Annotated in this window: 13 protein-coding genes and 1 riboswitch; of the genes, 9 read left to right on the top strand and 4 right to left on the bottom strand. The window is 68.1% G+C overall.

Features of this window, described 5'->3' with window-relative positions:
- Positions 1 to 60: 60 nt before the first annotated feature.
- On the top strand, positions 61 to 909 hold the full coding sequence (locus TSB10P1A_RS20080) for a fumarylacetoacetate hydrolase family protein (RefSeq protein WP_186389721.1): 849 nt from the start codon (positions 61 to 63) through the stop codon (positions 907 to 909).
- Between the two features lie 122 nt (positions 910 to 1,031).
- Here TSB10P1A_RS20080 and TSB10P1A_RS20075 read toward each other — a convergent pair whose 3' ends face one another.
- Entirely contained in the window at positions 1,032 to 2,465 is a 1,434-nt protein-coding gene (locus TSB10P1A_RS20075; protein WP_186389720.1) for a DEAD/DEAH box helicase, read from the bottom strand.
- Positions 2,466 to 3,195: 730 nt separating this feature from the next.
- Between TSB10P1A_RS20075 and iolC the strand changes: the two genes are divergently transcribed.
- From iolC to iolB, 4 genes are read left to right on the top strand one after another with little or no spacing between them, the layout of a single operon-like run.
- Positions 3,196 to 5,133: a 5-dehydro-2-deoxygluconokinase gene (gene iolC / locus TSB10P1A_RS20070; RefSeq protein WP_186389719.1), complete on the top strand. Its 1,938-nt coding sequence runs from the start codon at positions 3,196 to 3,198 to the stop codon at positions 5,131 to 5,133.
- Positions 5,130 to 6,965 carry a 3D-(3,5/4)-trihydroxycyclohexane-1,2-dione acylhydrolase (decyclizing) gene (iolD, locus tag TSB10P1A_RS20065; protein WP_186389718.1) on the top strand — a complete coding sequence of 612 codons (1,836 nt, stop codon included), beginning with the start codon at positions 5,130 to 5,132 and terminating at the stop codon, positions 6,963 to 6,965. The genes iolC and iolD overlap by 4 nt, the downstream gene beginning before the upstream one ends.
- Before the next feature lie 36 nt (positions 6,966 to 7,001).
- Positions 7,002 to 7,901: a myo-inosose-2 dehydratase gene (iolE, locus tag TSB10P1A_RS20060; RefSeq protein WP_186389717.1), complete on the top strand. Its 900-nt coding sequence runs from the start codon at positions 7,002 to 7,004 to the stop codon at positions 7,899 to 7,901.
- Positions 7,902 to 7,947: 46 nt separating this feature from the next.
- Positions 7,948 to 8,754 carry a 5-deoxy-glucuronate isomerase gene (gene iolB, locus TSB10P1A_RS20055; RefSeq protein WP_186389716.1) on the top strand — a complete coding sequence of 269 codons (807 nt, stop codon included), beginning with the start codon at positions 7,948 to 7,950 and terminating at the stop codon, positions 8,752 to 8,754.
- Positions 8,755 to 9,007: 253 nt separating this feature from the next.
- On the opposite strand, the gene TSB10P1A_RS20050 is transcribed toward iolB, so the two are convergent.
- From TSB10P1A_RS20050 to TSB10P1A_RS20040, 3 genes are all read right to left on the bottom strand, one after another.
- Positions 9,008 to 9,619 carry a HupE/UreJ family protein gene (locus TSB10P1A_RS20050; protein WP_186389715.1) on the bottom strand — a complete coding sequence of 204 codons (612 nt, stop codon included), beginning with the start codon at positions 9,617 to 9,619 and terminating at the stop codon, positions 9,008 to 9,010.
- 177 nt (positions 9,620 to 9,796) lie between these two features.
- Positions 9,797 to 10,480 carry an energy-coupling factor ABC transporter permease gene (locus TSB10P1A_RS20045; RefSeq protein ID WP_186389714.1) on the bottom strand — a complete coding sequence of 228 codons (684 nt, stop codon included), beginning with the start codon at positions 10,478 to 10,480 and terminating at the stop codon, positions 9,797 to 9,799.
- Positions 10,481 to 10,543: 63 nt separating this feature from the next.
- Positions 10,544 to 10,756, bottom strand: a riboswitch (cobalamin riboswitch).
- Positions 10,757 to 11,636: 880 nt separating this feature from the next.
- Entirely contained in the window at positions 11,637 to 13,277 is a 1,641-nt protein-coding gene (locus tag TSB10P1A_RS20040) for a BCCT family transporter (RefSeq protein ID WP_186389713.1), read from the bottom strand.
- A 598-nt stretch (positions 13,278 to 13,875) separates the two neighbouring features.
- Between TSB10P1A_RS20040 and TSB10P1A_RS20035 the strand changes: the two genes are divergently transcribed.
- The 4 genes from TSB10P1A_RS20035 to TSB10P1A_RS20020 all read left to right on the top strand — a co-directional run bounded on the left by TSB10P1A_RS20035 (position 13,876) and on the right by TSB10P1A_RS20020 (position 18,108).
- Complete coding sequence (locus TSB10P1A_RS20035; protein ID WP_208987159.1) at positions 13,876 to 14,619, top strand: HAD family phosphatase; 744 nt, start codon at positions 13,876 to 13,878, stop codon at positions 14,617 to 14,619.
- Positions 14,620 to 14,624: 5 nt separating this feature from the next.
- Positions 14,625 to 15,581 carry a sugar-binding transcriptional regulator gene (locus TSB10P1A_RS20030; RefSeq protein WP_186389711.1) on the top strand — a complete coding sequence of 319 codons (957 nt, stop codon included), beginning with the start codon at positions 14,625 to 14,627 and terminating at the stop codon, positions 15,579 to 15,581.
- A 254-nt stretch (positions 15,582 to 15,835) separates the two neighbouring features.
- Positions 15,836 to 17,149 (top strand): sugar ABC transporter substrate-binding protein, encoded by a 1,314-nt coding sequence (locus tag TSB10P1A_RS20025; protein WP_186389710.1) that lies wholly within the window; start codon positions 15,836 to 15,838, stop codon positions 17,147 to 17,149.
- Positions 17,150 to 17,235: 86 nt separating this feature from the next.
- A complete protein-coding gene (locus tag TSB10P1A_RS20020) occupies positions 17,236 to 18,108 on the top strand; it encodes a carbohydrate ABC transporter permease (RefSeq protein ID WP_186389709.1) in 873 nt (290 codons plus the stop codon).

The following is an 18,108-nucleotide window of genomic DNA, read 5'->3' as shown; positions in this document are numbered from 1 at the left end:
TTGCCTCAACCGCCTATGATCGCGCGACGCCGTTTGCACGCTCACTTGAGGAGACCTTTGATGAAACTCGTCCGCTATGGACCCGCCGGTGCTGAGCGCCCCGGCCTTGTCGATGCGCAAGGCCGCATCCGCGACCTGTCCGCCCATGTCGAGGATATCGCCGGCGCGACCCTTTCCGACGAGGGGCTGGCCCGCATCGCCGCGCTCGATCCGGCCGCGCTGCCGCTGGTCGAGGAGGGGGCTCGCATCGGTCCCTGCGTCGGCGGGGTCGGCAAGTTCGTCTGCATCGGCCTCAACTATTCCGACCATGCGGCCGAATCCGGCCTCGACGTACCGCCCGAGCCCATCGTCTTCATGAAGGCGACCTCGGCGATCTGCGGCCCCGACGACGGGATCGAACTGCCGCGCGGTTCGGTCGCCACCGACTGGGAGGTGGAGCTTGCCGTCGTCATCGGCCGCCATGCCAAATACGTGTCGGAGGCCGAGGCGCTCTCCCATGTCGCGGGTTACTGCGTCGCCAACGACGTGTCCGAGCGCGATTTCCAGATCAAGCGCGCCGGCCAGTGGACCAAGGGCAAGTCGGCCGACACGTTCGGCCCGCTGGGGCCCTGGCTCGTCACCCGCGACGAGGTGGCCGACCCGCAGGCGCTGTCGCTGTGGCTCGATCTCAACGGCACGCGCATGCAGACCGGCTCCACCGCCACCATGATCTTCAGCGTTGCCAAGGTGATTTCCTATCTGTCGCAGATGATGAGCCTGCATCCGGGCGACGTCATCTCCACCGGCACGCCGCCGGGCGTCGGCATGGGCATCAAGCCGTCGCCGGTCTATCTGAAAGCCGGCGACCGGCTGGCGCTCGGCATCGATGGCCTCGGCACCCAGACTCAGCTCGTGCGCGCCGCCGACTGAAGCGGGGAGGGGTGGCCCCTGGACCAAAGCCGCCGAAACGCAAAACGCCGAAACGCAAAACGCCGGCGCGGGAGGCTCCCGCGCCGGCGTTCGTTTTTCAAGCGTGGTTCGGCGTTGCCGCGTTACGCGGGCTGGAACGAGCGGACACGGCCGCGCTCGCCGCTGTGGTCGCGCGGCTTGGCGCCCTGCGGGCGGGCGTTGCGCTGCTGCTGGCCGCCACGGAAGCCGTCGCTGCGGCCCTCATGCTGGCCATGGCCGGCCGGCTTGTCCTTGCGGGCACCGCCATTGCCGTTGCCATTGCCGCGGAAGCCACGGGCCTCGCCGCGACCGTCCTCACGGCCGCCGCCTTCGCCGCGCGGGCGGAAGGGCTGGCGCTGCTGCTGCTGCTGACCACGGCCGCCGCCGCCGCGCGACTGCTTGCGCGGTGCCGGGCCGTCGTCCTCGCGCTCGACCAGCACCTTGCCGATCAGCTTCTCGATGTCGCGCAGGAACGGACGCTCCTCGCGGTCGCAGAACGAGACGGCGATGCCGCTCTTGCCGGCGCGCGCGGTGCGGCCGATCCGGTGCACATAGGCCTCCGGCACGTTCGGCAGCTCGTAGTTGACGACATGCGACACGCCGTCGACATCGATGCCGCGCGCGGCGATGTCGGTCGCCACCAGCACCGGCGTGCGGCCGGAGCGGAAGTTGTCGAGCGCCTTCTGGCGCTGGCTCTGGCTCTTGTTGCCATGGATCGCCGCGGCCTGGATGCCGGCCTGCTCCAACTGCTTGGTGACCTTGTCAGCGCCATGCTTGGTGCGGGTGAAGACGATGGCGCGGTCCATCTCGTCGTCGCGCAGCACGTCGACCAGCGCCTGGCGCTTGGCGTCGCGCTCGATCAGGAGAACCTTCTGCTCGATGCGTTCGATCGGCTTGGAGGCCGGAGCCACCGCGATCTCCTGCGGGTTGTTCAGGAAGTCCTCGGCCAGCGCGCGGATCGGCTTCGGCATGGTCGCCGACAGCAGCACCGTCTGGCGGTCGCGCGGCAGGCTCGCCAGGATCTGGCGGATCGCCGGCAGGAAGCCGAGGTCGAGCATGTGGTCGGCCTCGTCCAGCACCACGGTCGTGGTCTTGTCGAGACGGATGGCGCCGCCCTGCATGTGGTCGATCAGGCGGCCCGGCGTTGCGACGAGAATGTCGACGCCGCGCGCCATGTTGCGCACCTGCGGGAAGGGACGGACGCCGCCGACGACGACGGTGGCCGAATGGCGCACCTTCTGCCCATAGGCGCGGATGCTGTCGGCGATCTGGGCGGCGAGCTCGCGCGTCGGCGCGAGAATCAGCGCGCCGCAGGTCTTCGGCTCGGGTCGGCTGGCCTGCTCGACGATGCGGTGGAGCAGCGGCAGCACGAAGGATGCGGTCTTGCCGGTGCCGGTCTGGGCGAGGCCCAGCACGTCGGCGCCCGACAGAATTGCGGGAATGCCCTGCGCCTGGATCGGCGTCGGGGAGGTATAGCCCTCGGCCACAAGGGCCTTGAGGATCGGCTCGGCGAGGCCGAGGTCGTTGAACGTGGTCAAGCGGACTCCTTGCTCGCGCCGGCACGCCATCATGGGCGCGCGGTCGCGGTCCGTGTCAGTCGGGAAGGGAGCTTGCGCAGATGAGCTGCCTTGAGGGGCGCCGGCATCGGAAACGGGCCTTGTCGCCCGCCGCTCGGATAGCAGCGCTTGGTGTCGGCAACGATCGGGAGGAAGGTTGCGTCGGGGCGCCGGTCACGAAAGGCTCGTGTCTCCACGCGGACGCCGTTGCCACGCATAGACCACGTTTGATGTTGCGATGCAACGAAAATCGCCGTCGGGACCGTGTCCAGAAAGGATCGATACGATTTGGAACAAAAATTCCATATGAAGACGCTGCACGCCTGTGCAAGCGGGCGAGTGCCCTCGGTCGCCTGGGTCTTTGCCAGCGGAAAACCGGTGTGCCGGCCAGATCCTCCCGTTCGCCACCGCCGCCGCCCGAGACGATCCGCCAGTGCAGCCACGCCGCCGGCGGGGGCGCGCCAGTGTGATCGGCGGATCTCCTTAGGATGTTGGGAACAAACTGGAAAACCTCAAGGAGCGATGTCCGCCCGCGCCGTCCTTGCCTGCGGCGTCCGCGCTTTGCCACCTATCCGCCGCGTGGCATTCGCTCGACAAAGCGGTTGCGAACGGCAAAAATGGAATTTATGTTCCGTTTTGACTCTGCCGGCGTCGGACGACGGGACCTGTGCGGAGACGATCGGCCGGATCGGTCAGGCGGGGAGAGGTTGCCATGAGTTCGCAGCAGGGCCGGGACGCGCGGCCGCTCGATGTCATCACCATCGGCCGCGCCTCGGTCGACCTCTACGGCGCCCAGGTCGGCGGCCGGCTGGAGGACATGCGCGGATTCGCCAAGTATATCGGCGGCTCGCCCACCAACATGGCGGCGGGCACCGCCCGGCTCGGCCTGCGCTCCGCGCTGATCACCCGCGTCGGCGACGAGCACATGGGCCGCTTCATCCGCGAGGAACTGGTGCGCGAGGGCGTCGACGTGCGCGGCGTCAAGACCGATCCCGAGCGGCTGACTGCGCTCGTGCTCCTCGGCATTCGCGACCGCGAGCAGTTTCCGCTGATCTTCTACCGCGAGAACTGCGCCGACATGGCACTGGAGGAAGGCGACATCGACCCGGCCTTCATCGCTGAGGCCGGCTGCGTCACCGTCACCGGCACCCATCTGTCGAACCCGCGCACCGAGGCGGCGGTGCTGAAGGCCCTGCGCCTTGCCCGCCAGAACGGCGCCCGCACCGCGCTCGACATCGACTACCGGCCCAATCTCTGGGGCCTTGCCGGGCACGGTGCCGGCGAAAGCCGCTTCATCGAATCGCGCGCCGTCACCGCCAAGCTGCAGTCGCATCTTCCTCTCTTCGACCTGATCGTCGGCACGGAGGAGGAGTTTCACATCGCCGGCGGCAGCACCGACACGCTGGCGGCCCTCCGTGCCGTGCGGGCGATCTCGGCTGCAACGCTGGTGTGCAAGCGCGGGCCGATGGGCGCCGTCGCCTTCGAGGGCGATATTGCAGACGATCTCGACAAGGGCGTCTCCGGCCCCGGCTTTCCCATCGAGGTGTTCAACGTGCTGGGCGCCGGCGACGGCTTCATGTCCGGCCTGTTGCGCGGTTGGCTGCGCGACGAGGGCTGGGAGCGGGCGCTCACCTATGCCAATGCCTGCGGCGCGCTCGCCGTCTCGCGGCACGGCTGCACGCCGTCCTATCCGAGCTGGGAGGAGCTGTGTTTCTTCCTGCAGCGCGGCGTGCGCGTGCCGGCGCTGCGCAAGGACGCGGAGCTGGAGCAGATCCACTGGTCGACCACCCGCAAGGGCGACTGGCCGCAAATGCGCGTCTTCGCCTTCGACCATCGCAAGCAGCTTGAGGATCTCGCCGCCGAGCTCGGCGCCGACGCCTCCCGCATTCCCGCCTTCAAGACGCTCTGCCTTGCCGCCGCCCGCCGGGTGCAGGCCGGCCGGCCCGGCTACGGCATCCTGAGCGACGGCCGGCTCGGCGAGGCGGCGCTGTTCGCCGCCGCCGGCACCGGCCTTTGGATCGGCCGTCCGGTGGAACTGCCCGGCTCGCGGCCGCTGGAACTGGAGATCGGCCCGGATTACGGCACCGGCCTTGCCGAATGGCCGGCCGACCATGTGGTCAAGGTCCTGTGCTTCTGCCATCCGGATGACGACGAGGCGATGCGCGCGGGTCAGGAAGCGACAGTGCTGCGGCTGGCGCGGGCGGCCCGCGCCAACGGTCTTGAATTCCTGCTGGAGGTGATCCCGTCGAAGGTCGGGCCGGTCGGCGACGACACCACCGCCGCCCTCATTCGCCGCTTCTACGAGATCGGCGTCTATCCCGACTGGTGGAAGCTGGAGCCGTCCGTCTCCGCCGCCGCCTGGGCCGCCACCTGCGCGGCGATTTCCGAGAATGATCCGTATGTTCGCGGCATCGTCGTGCTCGGTCTCGACGCGCCGCTGGAGGAGCTGGAGGCGAGCTTCGCCGAGGCCGCCCGCTTTCCGCTGGTCAAGGGCTTTGCCGTCGGACGCACCATCTTCTTCGAGGCGGCGCGGGGTTGGCTGAGCGGCACGCTTGACGACGAGGGCGCGATCGCGCTGATGGCATCGAAATACCAGATCCTTTGCGCGGCCTGGGACCGGGCGAGGGCGGCAGACGGGAGAGCGGCATGACCACCACCATCCGGCTGACGGCGGCGCAGGCCACCGTGCGCTATCTCTGCCGGCAGATGAACGAGGACGGGGTGCCCTTCATCGCCGGCGTCTGGGCGATCTTCGGCCACGGCAATGTCGCCGGCCTCGGCGAGGCGCTCTACGGCGTGCGCGACGAGCTGCCGACCTGGCGCGGCCACAACGAGCAGGGCATGGCCCATGCGGCCATCGCCTATGCCAAGCAACTCGGCCGCCGCCGGACGATGGCCGTGACCTCCTCCATCGGCCCCGGCGCCACCAACATGCTGACCGCCGCGGCGATGGCCCATGTCAACCGGCTGCCGGTGCTGTTCCTGCCCGGCGACGTCTTCGCGGGGCGTGCGCCCGACCCGGTGCTGCAGCAATTGGAGGACTTCGGCGACGGCACCTTGAGCGTCAACGACTGCTTCCGCCCCGTTTCGCGCTATTTCGACCGCATCACCCGGCCCGAGCAGCTCTTGACCGCGCTGCCGCGCGCCTTCCGCACGATGACCGACCCGGCCGAGTGCGGCCCGGTCACGCTGGCCTTCTGCCAGGACGTGCAGACCGAGGCGTTCGACTGGCCGGAAAGCTTCTTTGCGCCGAAGGTCTGGCGGATGCGCCGGCCGCAGCCGGACCCGGCCGAGCTGAAGGACGTGGTGGGCCTGCTCGCCTCAGCCGAGCGGCCGGTCATTGTCGCCGGCGGCGGCGTCCATTATTCCTTTGCGCATCAGGCACTTCTGAGGTTTGCCGAGACGCATGGCATCCCGGTCGTCGAGACCCAGGCCGGCAAGTCGGCGCTCGCCTGGGACCATCCGCTCAATCTCGGCTCGGTCGGCGTCACCGGCTCCTCGGCGGCGAATGCGGTCGCTCGCGAGGCCGATGTGGTCATCGGCGTCGGCACGCGCTTCCAGGACTTCACGACCGGCTCCTGGTCGCTGTTCGCCCGGCCGGGCCGCAAGCTCGTCAGCCTCAATGTCACGCCCTACGATGCGGCCAAGCACGGCGCCGTGCCGCTGTGCGCCGATGCGCGCGACGGGCTGGAGGCCCTCAGCCGGGCGCTTGGCGACAGGCGTTTCGCGGCCCCGCCGGCCGACCTCAAGCGTGAGTGGATCGCGGCTGTGGATGCCGCGACAGCCCCGCCGCCCGACGGCAACGCGCTGCCGAGCGATGCCCAGGTGATCGGCGCCGTCCAGCGCAATGTCGCTGAAAACGCTGTGGTTTTCTGCGCGTCCGGCGGCCTGCCGGGCGAGCTGCACAAGCTCTGGAAGGCCTCCTGGCCGATGGGCTATCACATGGAATACGGCTTCTCCTGCATGGGTTACGAGATCGCCGGCGGGCTCGGCGCCAAGATGGCGCAGCCCGAGCGCGAGGTCGTCGTCATGGTCGGCGACGGCTCCTATATGATGATGAATTCCGAGCTCGCGACCTCGGTGATGCTGGGCCAGAAGCTCATTGTCGTGCTGCTCGACAATCGCGGGTTCGGCTGCATCAACCGCCTGCAACGGGCGACGGGCGGCGAGAGCTTCAACAACCTGCTCGACACCGCCCGCCATGTGGTGCCGAGCGACATCGACTTCGCCGCCCACGCCGCATCGATGGGCGCCATCGCCGAGAAGGTCGACGACATCGCCGGGCTCGAGGCCGCGCTTGTGCGGGCGCGGGCGTCGGAGCGCAGCCATGTCATCGTCATCGACACCGATCCGCTGGCGACGACCGAGGCCGGCGGCCACTGGTGGGACGTTGCGGTGCCGGAGGTCTCGCCTAGGGATGCGGTCCGCTCGGCTCGCGCGTCTTATGAAAATGCCCTGAAGAAACAGAACCTTGTCGACTAGTCTTCACCTCTCTTCGACCCTTTGAAGGCGCAACAGATGATCCTCTACGGCACCAATCCGATTGCCTGGTCCAACGACGACGACCAGAGCCTCGGCGCCCATATTTCGCTTGAAACCTGCCTGTCGCAGGCCGCCGAGATCGGCTTCGACGGCATCGAGAACGGCCACAAGTTTCCTACCGACCCGGCGGAACTGGCCGCAACGCTGGCGCCGCACGGGCTGAAATTCGTCTCGGCCTGGTACTCGCTGCAACTGCTGACCCGCTCGGCCGAGGCCGAGATCGAGGCGATCGGCGCGCATCTGGCGCGGCTGAAGGCGATGGGCTCGCCGGTGCTGATCGCCTGCGAGACCTCCAACGCTATCCACGGCAACGATACCGTCGCGGTCAACGACCGGCCCCGTCTCGACCGGGAGCGATTCGCTGCCTTTTGCGCCGATCTGGAGCAGGTCGCGGCCCATTGCGGGGCCGCAGGCGTGCCCCTCGTCTACCATCACCACATGGGCACCATCGTTGAAAGTGAAGAGGAAATCGACGCGCTGATGGCGCAGACCGGCCCGGCGACGCGGCTGCTGCTCGACACCGGCCACGCCTATTTCGGCGGCGGCGATCCGGCGCGGCTCGCTGAAAAGCATATGGGCCGCGTTTCACATATCCACGCCAAGAACGTGCGCCCGGATGTGATGGGCGAGGTTCGCGGGGAGGGGCTGAGCTTCCTCGAAGGCGTGCGGCGGGGCGTCTTCACCGTGCCGGGCGACCCCGAAGGCGGGGTCGATTTCGCGCCGGTGCTGAAGACCGCGGCGAAGCACGAGTATTCGGGCTGGCTGGTCATCGAGGCGGAGCAGGACCCGGAGGTTCGCGATCCCGTCACCTACCAGTCGATGGGCCTGAAGGCGCTCAAAGCAATGGCCCGCGAGACTGGTCTCGACCGGGGATAACAGGGGCTAAAGAGCCCCGACACAGACAACCAGGGAGAGCGATGCCATGGCCGATCTGCTCGTGAAACCAAAGGCTAAGCACGGCAAGGTGCACGACATCACGCCGCAAAGCGCCGGCTGGTCCTATGTCGGGTTCACGCTCTACCGGCTGGCGCCGGGCGAGAGCGCGGGCGAGGCGACGGGCGACCGCGAGGCGATCCTGGTGCTGGTCGAGGGGCGGGCCGAACTCAGCGCCGGCGGGGTCTCCTTCGGCGAGCGGGGCGAGCGATTGAGCGTCTTCGAGCGCAAGCCGCCGCACTGCCTCTACGTGCCGAACGGCTCGACCTGGGAGGCGAGGGCGACGACCGAGCTGACGCTGGCCGTGTGCACCGCGCCGGGCAGCGGTGGGCACGCGGCCGGGATGATCGAAAACATCGGTTTCGAGACGCGCGGCAAGGGCACCAATACCCGCTATATCCACCCCATCGCGATGGAGGACAAGGATGTCGCCGACAGCCTGCTGGTGACGGAGGTTTTCACGCCGCAGGGCCATTGGTCGTCCTATCCGCCGCACCGGCATGACGAGGACAACTATCCCGACATGACCTATCTGGAAGAGACCTATTACCACCGTCTCGACCCGGCGACGGGCTTCGGCATCCAGCGCGTCTTTACCGAGGACGGCAACCTCGACGAGACGATGGCGGTGTCGGACGGCGACGTGGTGCTGGTGCCGAAAGGGCACCATCCCTGCGGCGCGCCCTATGGCTACCAGATGTACTATCTGAACGTGATGGCCGGCCCCTTGCGCAAGTGGCGCTTCAAGAACCATCCCGACCACGACTGGATCGCGCAGCGCGACGCCAGAGCTTAGGTGTAAGATACTGGTTTCTAAATAGAAAAACGCCCGAACGAGGTTCTGCTCGTCCGGGCGTTTTCCGTGGTGCCGTTTTTGAGAAATTTCGAGACGGATTTTGCAAAATTCCGTCTCAAACGGCCCGGATTTCGAGACGGGCCTCTCAATATCGAGAAAACCCGTGGTCACGCCGGCTCACGCGGCGATTTTCGCACCTCGCCGGGGCAGGTGGGGCAGGCGGGGCGAGGTTGTCCCCGCCGCCCGGACTGGTTTATCCACCGAGGACGAGCGCGGCACCGGCAAGAGCCGTCAGGCCGCCGAGCACCCGCGTCAGGGTCTGGCCGCGCGAGGAGGCGAGCTTGCCGAGGCCATAGCCGAGCGCGATGCCGGCGGCATGCAGCAGGGCGGTGGCGAGGGCGAAGCCGGCGCCATAGGCGAACTCAGTTGCCGCGCCGATCTCGCCGCCATGGGCATGGCCGTGGAACAGGGCGAAGGCGGCGACGACGGCGGCCGAGCCGGCAACCGGCAGCCGCACGGCGAGCGCCACCAGCAGGCCGAGCGCGACGACCGAGGCGAGGATCGCCGGTTCGACGAAGGGAAGGGCGATGCCGGCCAGCGCCAGGGCGAAGCCGAGCAGCATGGTGCCGACGAAGGCGGCCGGCACGATATAGACGGCGCGGCCGCCGATCTGCCAGGCCCACAGGCCGACGGCGACCATCGCCAGGATGTGGTCGGCGCCGAACAGCGGATGGCTGAAGCCGGCGGCGAAGGACCCGTGCTCGCCCGGATGGAGATGGGCAAGGGCGGGCGTCGCGGTGAGCGCCAGGGCGGCGGAGGTCGCGGCAAAGGCGGCGGCGCGCCGGGCAAAAGTGAACCTCGTCATGCAGTCGATCCTTTTCTCAAGTCGATCCGGCGCCCCGGAATGGGTCGCGCCATTGCTTCAGGTCCTGTCAGTCGTTCAGTCAGGCAGGCTTTTTAGGCAGGTTTTCAGTCAGGCAGATTGGCAGTTTGGCAGTTTGGCAGGTCGCCGGCCGCAAGATGCGGCCGGCGACGCGCGCCGTCAGGCGGCGGCGTGGTAGAGGCGCTGCTGGAAGACGAGGCCGGTGCGGGCCTTGTCGAGCAGCTTGGCGCCGGCGAGCACGGCAAGGTCGACCAGCGGCTCGATGATGATCACCGTCAGATAGGCGAGGCCGAAGCTGCCGACATCGGCAAGGTTCTCGGCGCTGAAGCCGCCGCCATAGAACGCCCAGAACGCCACCCAGGCGACGATGCCGCCCTGGTAGCTGGTGGAAAGGGCCAGCGCCTGCTTGTAGCTGACATCCTTGTAGGCGGTTCTGGCCGGGATGATGCGGCGCGCCAGGAGGCTCATGGCGAACAGCGGCACGATCAGCGTCGTCAGGTTCATGCCGTATTGCGGCAGGTCGTCGGGCGCGAAGAACAGGCCCTGGGTGAGCAGGCCGAGCGCCAGGCCGATGCCGGCGGGCCCGGCGCCGAGCATCAGGTAGAGCGTCGAGCCGAGAATGATATGGACCTCGGAGACGCCGACCGGCTTGGTCGGCAGCACCTCGAAGAAGCAGAAGACCAGCGCGGTGGCGATCACCGAGCGGACGAGGAGGGCGGCCAGGCCGCCGTCGCGGCGGATCGTGTCGAGCGACATCTTGCCGATCAGGCCGACGGAGGCGGCGGCGGTCGCCACGCTGAGAAGGATCTTGGCGCCGTCGACGACGCCGGGTTCGATATGCATGCAAGCCTCCTTGGCGCACCCACCGTGCGCGAAGCCAGGGACAGGATGGCGCGAGGGGCCCCCCGACGCGCCGTGATCGATGGCAGGTCTCCTGGCTCGCGGTTCCTCGCGCCTGTCCGCCTTCCCGGCGCAGGGCCAGTGGCATTCGGACAGCGCTCGCCGCTCACAGTTGCGGGGGCAGCCACGGTCTTGGCCCCTGTTGGGTACGCCGCACCGTGTTCCCTTTTCACCCGCGTCCGGCTTTGCCACGCGGGAACCATCGGTTGCGATGCTAGAGGGCGGGGCGTTGGCGTGACAAGATCAATTTTCGTCCGATCCTGTTCTGCTCGCGCCATCCCCGGACGCGGCGAAGCCGGAGATCCGGGGACCATTGGTGCCCGCAGCGGGTGTTTGTGGCGCAGACCCCTCCTCGCGTCTTCCCGGACGGCGCGCGAGCGCCGAGCCGGGATCGGGGAGCCCCGGCGGTTGCGGCGTCCTTCGGGAGCGTTGCCGCGAGGCCCTCGGCTCTCCGATCCCGCATCTGCGCTGCGCTGCGTGCGGGATGACGCCGGAGGGGGCTGCGTGTGGGATGACGAAAAGAGGGGCCTGCGCGCGAATGACGCTGGAGAGAGGCAGAAGCGCGGGACAGGAGTGGCCGATCGGCAGGCATGAGATGGAAGGCGCTCATCCCACTCTCGGCTGTCATACCTGCGAAGGCAGGCATCCAGTATCCGCCGGAGCTGGTGGTGGCGTGACGGCGGCAACCCCAGCCTCGCCGAGCCTCGCTCGCGGCAACGCCGAGGCTTGAGCCGAACCGTTCGTGGTTACCGGATCCCGGTCTTCGGCTGCGCCGAAACCGGGACGTCACTCTGTGTGTGGACGCGCGCGGGCGTGTTCTCACTGCTGCTCTGGCAGCCAATGGGCACCGGGTCGCGGCTTCGCCTTGCCCGGTGTGACGGCCTGTGGATGGGGCGGGGGCCGCGCCCATCCCAAGCGCCCGCGCGCAGCAGCGGAGGAGCGCGAGGCCGTGCCCCCTCTCAGGATGTCGTCCCGGACGAGGCCGAAGGCCGAAGATCCGGGATCCATTGGCACCCTCGGCAGGTGTGAAGCAGGATGCCTCTCCTTGCGTCTTCCCGGACGGCGCGCCAGCGCCGAGCCGGGACCGGGGAGCCGAGCCTCACGGCTCCTCGGTCTGCAAACCCTTGAAGATCGCCACGCACATCAAGAGCAGGACGAGCGTGAAGGGCAGGCCGGTGGAGATGACCATGGCCTGCAAGGCGCCGAGGCCGCCGCCGATCAGCAGCACGATGGCCACCAGCCCCTCGAAGGTGCACCAGAACACCCGCTGCGGCACCGGCGCGTCGACCTTGCCGCCGGCGGTGATCGTGTCGATCACCAGCGAGCCCGAATCGGACGAGGTGACGAAGAAGACGATGACCAGCACGATGCCGATGGTCGAGGTGATGGAGGCGAGCGGCAGGCCCTCGAGCATCGCGAAGAGCGACAGTTCCGGGCTGTAGCTGTCGATGACGTTGGCCTTGACCGCGCTGGTCGCCGGGTCGGAGAGGACCTGGTCGATGGCAACGCCGCCGAACACCGCCATCCACAGCACGCAGACCAGCGAGGGAATCAGCAGCACGCAGGTGATGAACTCGCGCACCGTGCGGCCGCGGCTGACCCGGGCGATGAACATGCCGACAAAGGGCGACCAGGAGATCCACCAGGCCCAGTAGAAGGCCGTCCAGCCCTGGCGGTAGTCGTCGTCGGTGCGGCCGATCGGGTTCGACAGGCCACCGAGATCGGCGCCATAGGCGAGGAGGCCTGTGACGAAGTCGCTGAGGATCGCGAGCGTCGGGCCGGCCAGCAGCACGAACAGCAGCAGCGCGGCGGCGATCACCATGTTGATCTCCGACAGGACCTTGACGCCGCCATCGAGCCCGCGCAGCACCGAGACCAGCGCGATGCCGGTAATGGCGATGATCAGGATCACCTGCACGGTGATCGTGTTGGGAATGCCGTAGACGTGTTCGAGGCCCGCATTGGCCTGCTGGGCGCCGAGGCCGAGCGAGGTGGCAAGGCCGAACAGCGTCGCGAACACGGCCAACGTGTCGATGACATGGCCGGTCCAGCCCCACACCCGCTCGCCGAAGATCGGATAGAAGGCCGAGCGGATCGACAGCGGCAGACCCTTGTTGAAGCTGAACAGCGCCAGCGCCAGCGCCACCACGGCGTAGATCGCCCAGGGGTGCAGGCCCCAGTGATAGATGGTCGCCGCAAGGCCCATCTCCTTGGCCGCCTCGACGTTCTCCGGGATGATCGAGCCGTCGGCCGCAAACGGCGAGGGGACGCCGAGCGGCGACGAGATGGCCATGTGATAGACCGGCTCGAGCACGCCGAAGAACATCAGGCCGATGCCCATGCCGGCGGCGAACAGCATCGCGAACCAGCCGGCATAGCTGTAGTCGGGGGTGGCTTCCTTGCCGCCGAGCCGGACCCGGCCCCAGGGGCTGACGATCAGGAACAGGCAGAACAGCACGAAGACATTGGCCGCGCTCAGGAAGAACCAGTCGAAGGTGCTGGTCAGCGCCGGCCGCAGCCAGCCGAAGAACGAGGCCGCCTGCTCGGGCGCGGCAAGCGCATAGACGACGAAAGCGACGACGGACAGGCCGGAAATCACGAAGACCGGATTGTGGATGTCGAAGCCGAAGGGCCCAAGCTGGCCTTCCAGATTGTCCTGGCCGATCTCGAAATCGGTGTCGATGATGTCGGATGCGCCTTCCGGTTCGGGGATGCCGGTGGCGCCTGTCTGGTCGGTCATGGTGTGTTCCTGTCGTTGCGGCACGGCCGATCCGCGACGGAAGCCGCTTGCCGGACATGCCTGACGTCTTGCGGGCCTTGCGACCCGTTCGGATTGTATTTGCGAGCGACCACACCAAAGGGTGTCCGGTGCGACCTGATCCGGCTTGCCGGCGACATCGCCCGCAAGTCTGGGCCCACAGGTCTGGGCCCACAGGTCTGGCTCGCACCCGCAAGAGGCCCTTGCGTCCGGCAAGGAACCACGGATCCGGCCGCGGCCGGCATGCGGGGTTGCAAAGCAGCCGCCCGGACGATCCGGGCGAACGGCGGGAGCTGGAAGTGCCCGATCTGCGCGGGCCCTGATCTTGCTCCAAAAGCGGGACCGGGCCTGCTCGCGCATCCCCGGTCGGCAAGGGCAATGTGGCATATTTGCGGCGATGCCGCAAATTATCATGAATTTCAATGTGTTGTGATGGATTTGGAGATTCGCCGCGGCTGCCGCAGGCGCGCCGCAGGCCGGCCCGCAATGGCACCGGCTCTTGACTTGGCCGCCCCGGCATCGTCAGGAAGAACGGACAGGAGGCCGCAACAAGCGGCTATGACACGGGATGCCGCACCGCGTGCAGACGATCGACACGACTTCTTCGCGATTTGGCGACCCGCTGGCCGGGCGCGACATCGCCCTCGTCATCTTCGACTGCGACGGCGTGCTGGTCGACAGCGAGCCGATCAGCGAACGCGTGCTGCTGGCCGCGCTCAAGGAGGCCGGCGTTGCCGTCGACCACGCCTATTTCAAGGCGCATTTCCTCGGCCGCAGCTTTCCGCGCGTTGCCCAGAGCATCCGCGACGACTTCCGTGTGGCCCTGCCGGAGAGCTTCGAAAGCGACTATCGCGAGCGGCTGCTTGTCGCCTTCGAGGCGGAGCTGAAGCCGGTCGCCGGCGTGTTCGAGGTGCTGGACCGGCTGGCGGTCGGTGCCTGCGTCGCCACCAGCAGCAGCCCGCCGCGGGCGCGCCGCTCGCTGCACCTGACCGGGCTCGACCGCTATTTCGGCGAGGCCGTCTTCACCGCCTCGCAGGTGGCGCGCGGCAAGCCGGCGCCGGATCTCTTCCTCCATGCGGCGGCCGAGTGCGGCGTCGCGCCGGAGCGCTGCCTCGTCATCGAGGACAGCCTGCCGGGGCTGGAGGCGGCGCGGGCGGCACAGATGGCGGTGTGGCACTTCATCGGCGGCAGCCATCTGGACGCGGGCGATGCCGCGCCCGGCGAGCCGCCGCTGCCGGTGTTCGACCGGTGGAGCGCGTTTTTCGAGATGGCGCCGGCGCTCGGGCGGGCAACGGCGCCGCAGCCGGCCGGGCAGGGGAGCTGAGGCGAATGGCGGGCAAGGGCGATGCGGATGTCAGCCGCCTCGACGAGGCGGCGCGGGCCGGCTGGCTCTACTATGTCGCCGGCAACACCCAGGACGAGATCGCCCGCAAGCTCGGCGTCTCGCGCCAGTCGGCGCAGCGCCTCGTGTCGCTGGCGGTGAGCGAGCGGCTGATCAAGGTGCGGCTCGACCACCCGATCGCCCGCTGCATGGAACTGGCCGCCAATCTCGCCGACCGCTTCGCCTTGCGCATCTGCGAGGTGGTGCCGAGCGATCCGGCGACGCCCGCCTCCATCGTCGGCATCGCCCAGGCGGCGGCGGCCGAGATGGAGCGGCACCTGAAGTCGAGCGCGCCGAAGATCATCGCCTTCGGCACCGGACGGGCGCTGCGCGCCTCGGTCGACCAACTGCCGACCATGGACTGCCCGCAGCACAAAGTGGTCTCGCTGCTCGGCAACATGATGTCGGACGGGTCGGCCTCGGCCTATAACGTCATCATCCGCATGGCCGACCGGGTCAACGCCCGCCACTATCCGATGCCGCTGCCGGTGTTCGCGCGGTCGAGGGCCGAGCGGGCGCTGCTGCACAACCAGGAGCCGGTGCACAACATCCTGGAACTGGTCAAGGACGCGGACGTGACCTTCGTCGGCGTCGGCAACATGGGCGAGAGCGCGCCGCTCTTCGTCGACGGCTTCATCAGCCGCGACGAGATGGCGGCGCTGACGGCGGCCGGGGCCGTCGGCGAGATCACCAGTTGGGTCTACGACCGGAACGGCGCGCTGATCGAGGGCCTGACCAACGATCTCGTCGCCAGCGCCCCGCTCGGCAAGGCGCGCGACAAGCCGGTGATCGGCATCGCCGCCGGCGAGGCCAAGGTCGAGGCGATCCTCGGCGCGCTGCGCGGCGAATTGCTGAACGGGCTGATCACCAACGAACTGACCGCCGAGCGCCTGCTGGCGCGCTGAGCGCGGCGCAAGATCCGTCGCTCCCTGACAGATCCGGAGCGCGCGCGGCCGCGGTTGCAGCGCGCAAAGGGCTTCGCGCGCGCCGTCTGCCCGTGCGGAAGCGCGATACAAATCCTTGAAACCAAAATATTTTTTGCGGCGCAGCAACGAAAGTTGGCGCGGGAAGCACCGCGCCTGCTTGACGGCTCCTGCCCATTTTGTGAGTATTTGCCCGCAATCATAGCAAATGCCCATGAGGCATCTGGGAGGAGTTCATGACCACATTCATCCGCGCCCTGCTGGGCGCGACGGCCATTTCGCTCGCCGTCTCGCCGGCGCTGGCCGAGAAGCTGACCATCGCCACGGTCAACAATGGCGACATGATCCGGATGCAGCGGCTGACGGACGATTTCGCCGCCAAGCATCCGGGCATCGAGCTGGAATGGGTGGTGCTGGAGGAGAACGTGCTGCGCCAGCGCGTCACCACCGACATCGCCACCAAGGGCGGCCAGTACGACGTGATGACCATCGGCACCTATGAGGCGCCGATCTGGGCCAAGCAGGGCTGGCTGGTCGCGCTCGACGATCTCGGCGCCGATTACGATGTCGACGACCTGCTGCCGGCGATCCGCGGCGGCCTGACCGTCGACGGCAAGCTCTATGCCGCGCCGTTCTACGGCGAGAGCTCGATGGTGATGTATCGCCAGGACCTGATGGAGAAGGCCGGGCTGACCATGCCGGACGCTCCGACCTGGGACTTCATCAAGCAGGCCGCCGCGGCGATGACCGACAAGGGCAACGAGGTCTATGGCATCTGTCTGCGCGGCAAGGCCGGCTGGGGCGAGAACATGGCCTTCCTCAGCGCCATGGCCAATTCCTACGGTGCGCGCTGGTTCGACATGGACTGGAAGCCGCAATTCGACAGCGAGGCCTGGAAGGCGACGCTCGCCGACTATCTCTACCTGATGAACAATTACGGGCCTCCGGGCGCCTCCAGCAACGGCTTCAACGAGAACCTGGCGCTGTTCCAGACCGGCAAGTGCGGCATGTGGATCGACGCCACGGTGGCCGCGTCCTTCGTGACCAATCCGAACGACAGCCAGGTCGCCGAGCAGGTCGGCTTCGCGCTCGCCCCCGACAACGGGCTCGGCAAGCGCGGCAACTGGCTGTGGGCCTGGAACCTCGCGATTCCCGCCGGCTCCCAGAAGACCGAGGCGGCCAAGACCTTCATCGGCTGGGCGACCTCGAAGGACTATCTGGAACTGGTCGCCTCCAAGGAAGGCTGGGCCAACGTGCCGCCGGGCACCCGCACCTCGCTCTACGAGAACGAGAAGTACCTGGAGGCCGCGCCCTTCGCCAAGATGACGCTGGACAGCATCAACGCCGCCGATCCGCAGAAGCCGACGGTCGACGAGGTGCCGTATGTCGGCGTGCAGTTTGTGGCGATCCCCGAGTTCCAGGGCATCGGCACGGCCGTCGGCCAGCAGTTCTCCGCCGCCCTTGCCGGATCGGTCTCGGCCGAACAGGCGCTGCAGAACGCGCAGCAGGCGACCGAGCGCACCATGCGCCGCGCCGGCTACATCAAGTAAGCCTGCGCCAAGGACGAGGACCGGCGCGCGCATGCGGGCCGGTCCGCCCTTCCCGACAACAGACCACCTGACCCGGGGCTGAACCGATGGCTACCGCCCATTCGCGTGCCGCCGCCCGCGTGATGATCTCGCCGGCCGTGATCCTGCTGCTCGGCTGGATGATCGTCCCGCTGTCGATGACGGTCTACTTCTCCTTCCTCAGCTACAACCTCTTGATGCCGGGGATGGAGGAGTTCATCGGCTTCGGCAATTACGAGTTCTTCCTGTCCGATCCCGCCTTCACCGAGGCGCTGGTCAACACCTTGCTGCTGGTCGGCGGGGTGCTGGTCATCACCATCGTCGGCGGCGTCGGCCTTGCCCTGCTGCTCGACCAGCCGATGTGGGGGCAGGGGATCGTCCGGGTGCTGGTGATCGCGCCGTTCTTCGTCATGCCGACCGTCTCCGCCTTGGTGTGGAAGAACATGTTCATGAACCCGGTCAACGGGCTCTTCGCGCATCTGGCCAAGGCGCTGGGGCTGCCGCCCTTCGACTTCCTCGCCCATGCCCCGCTCGCCTCGATCATCCTGATCGTCGCCTGGCAGTGGCTGCCCTTCGCGACCCTGATCCTGCTGACCGCGCTGCAATCGCTCGACAAGGAGCAGCTTGAGGCGGCGGAAATGGACGGGGCGAGCGCGCTCGACCGCTTCCGCTTCATCGTGCTGCCGCACATGTCGCGGGCGATCACCGTGGTGATCCTGATCCAGACCATCTTCCTGCTGTCGGTCTTCGCCGAGATCCTGGTGACCACCAATGGCGGGCCGGGCTACGCCTCGACCAACATCACCTACCTCGTCTACGCCCAGTCGCTGCTGCAGTTCGACGTGGGCGGCGGCTCCGCCGGCGGCATCGTCGCCGTGATCCTCGCCAACATCGTCGCGATCTTCCTGATGCGGATGATCGGCAAGAACCTGGAGGCCTGA

This window comes from Stappia sp. TSB10P1A, assembly GCF_900185725.1.
In the GTDB taxonomy this organism is placed as follows: Bacteria; Pseudomonadota; Alphaproteobacteria; order Rhizobiales; family Stappiaceae; genus Stappia.
Note: the sequence above shows the minus strand (reverse complement) of the source record. Positions and strands in the feature narration are given on the sequence as shown.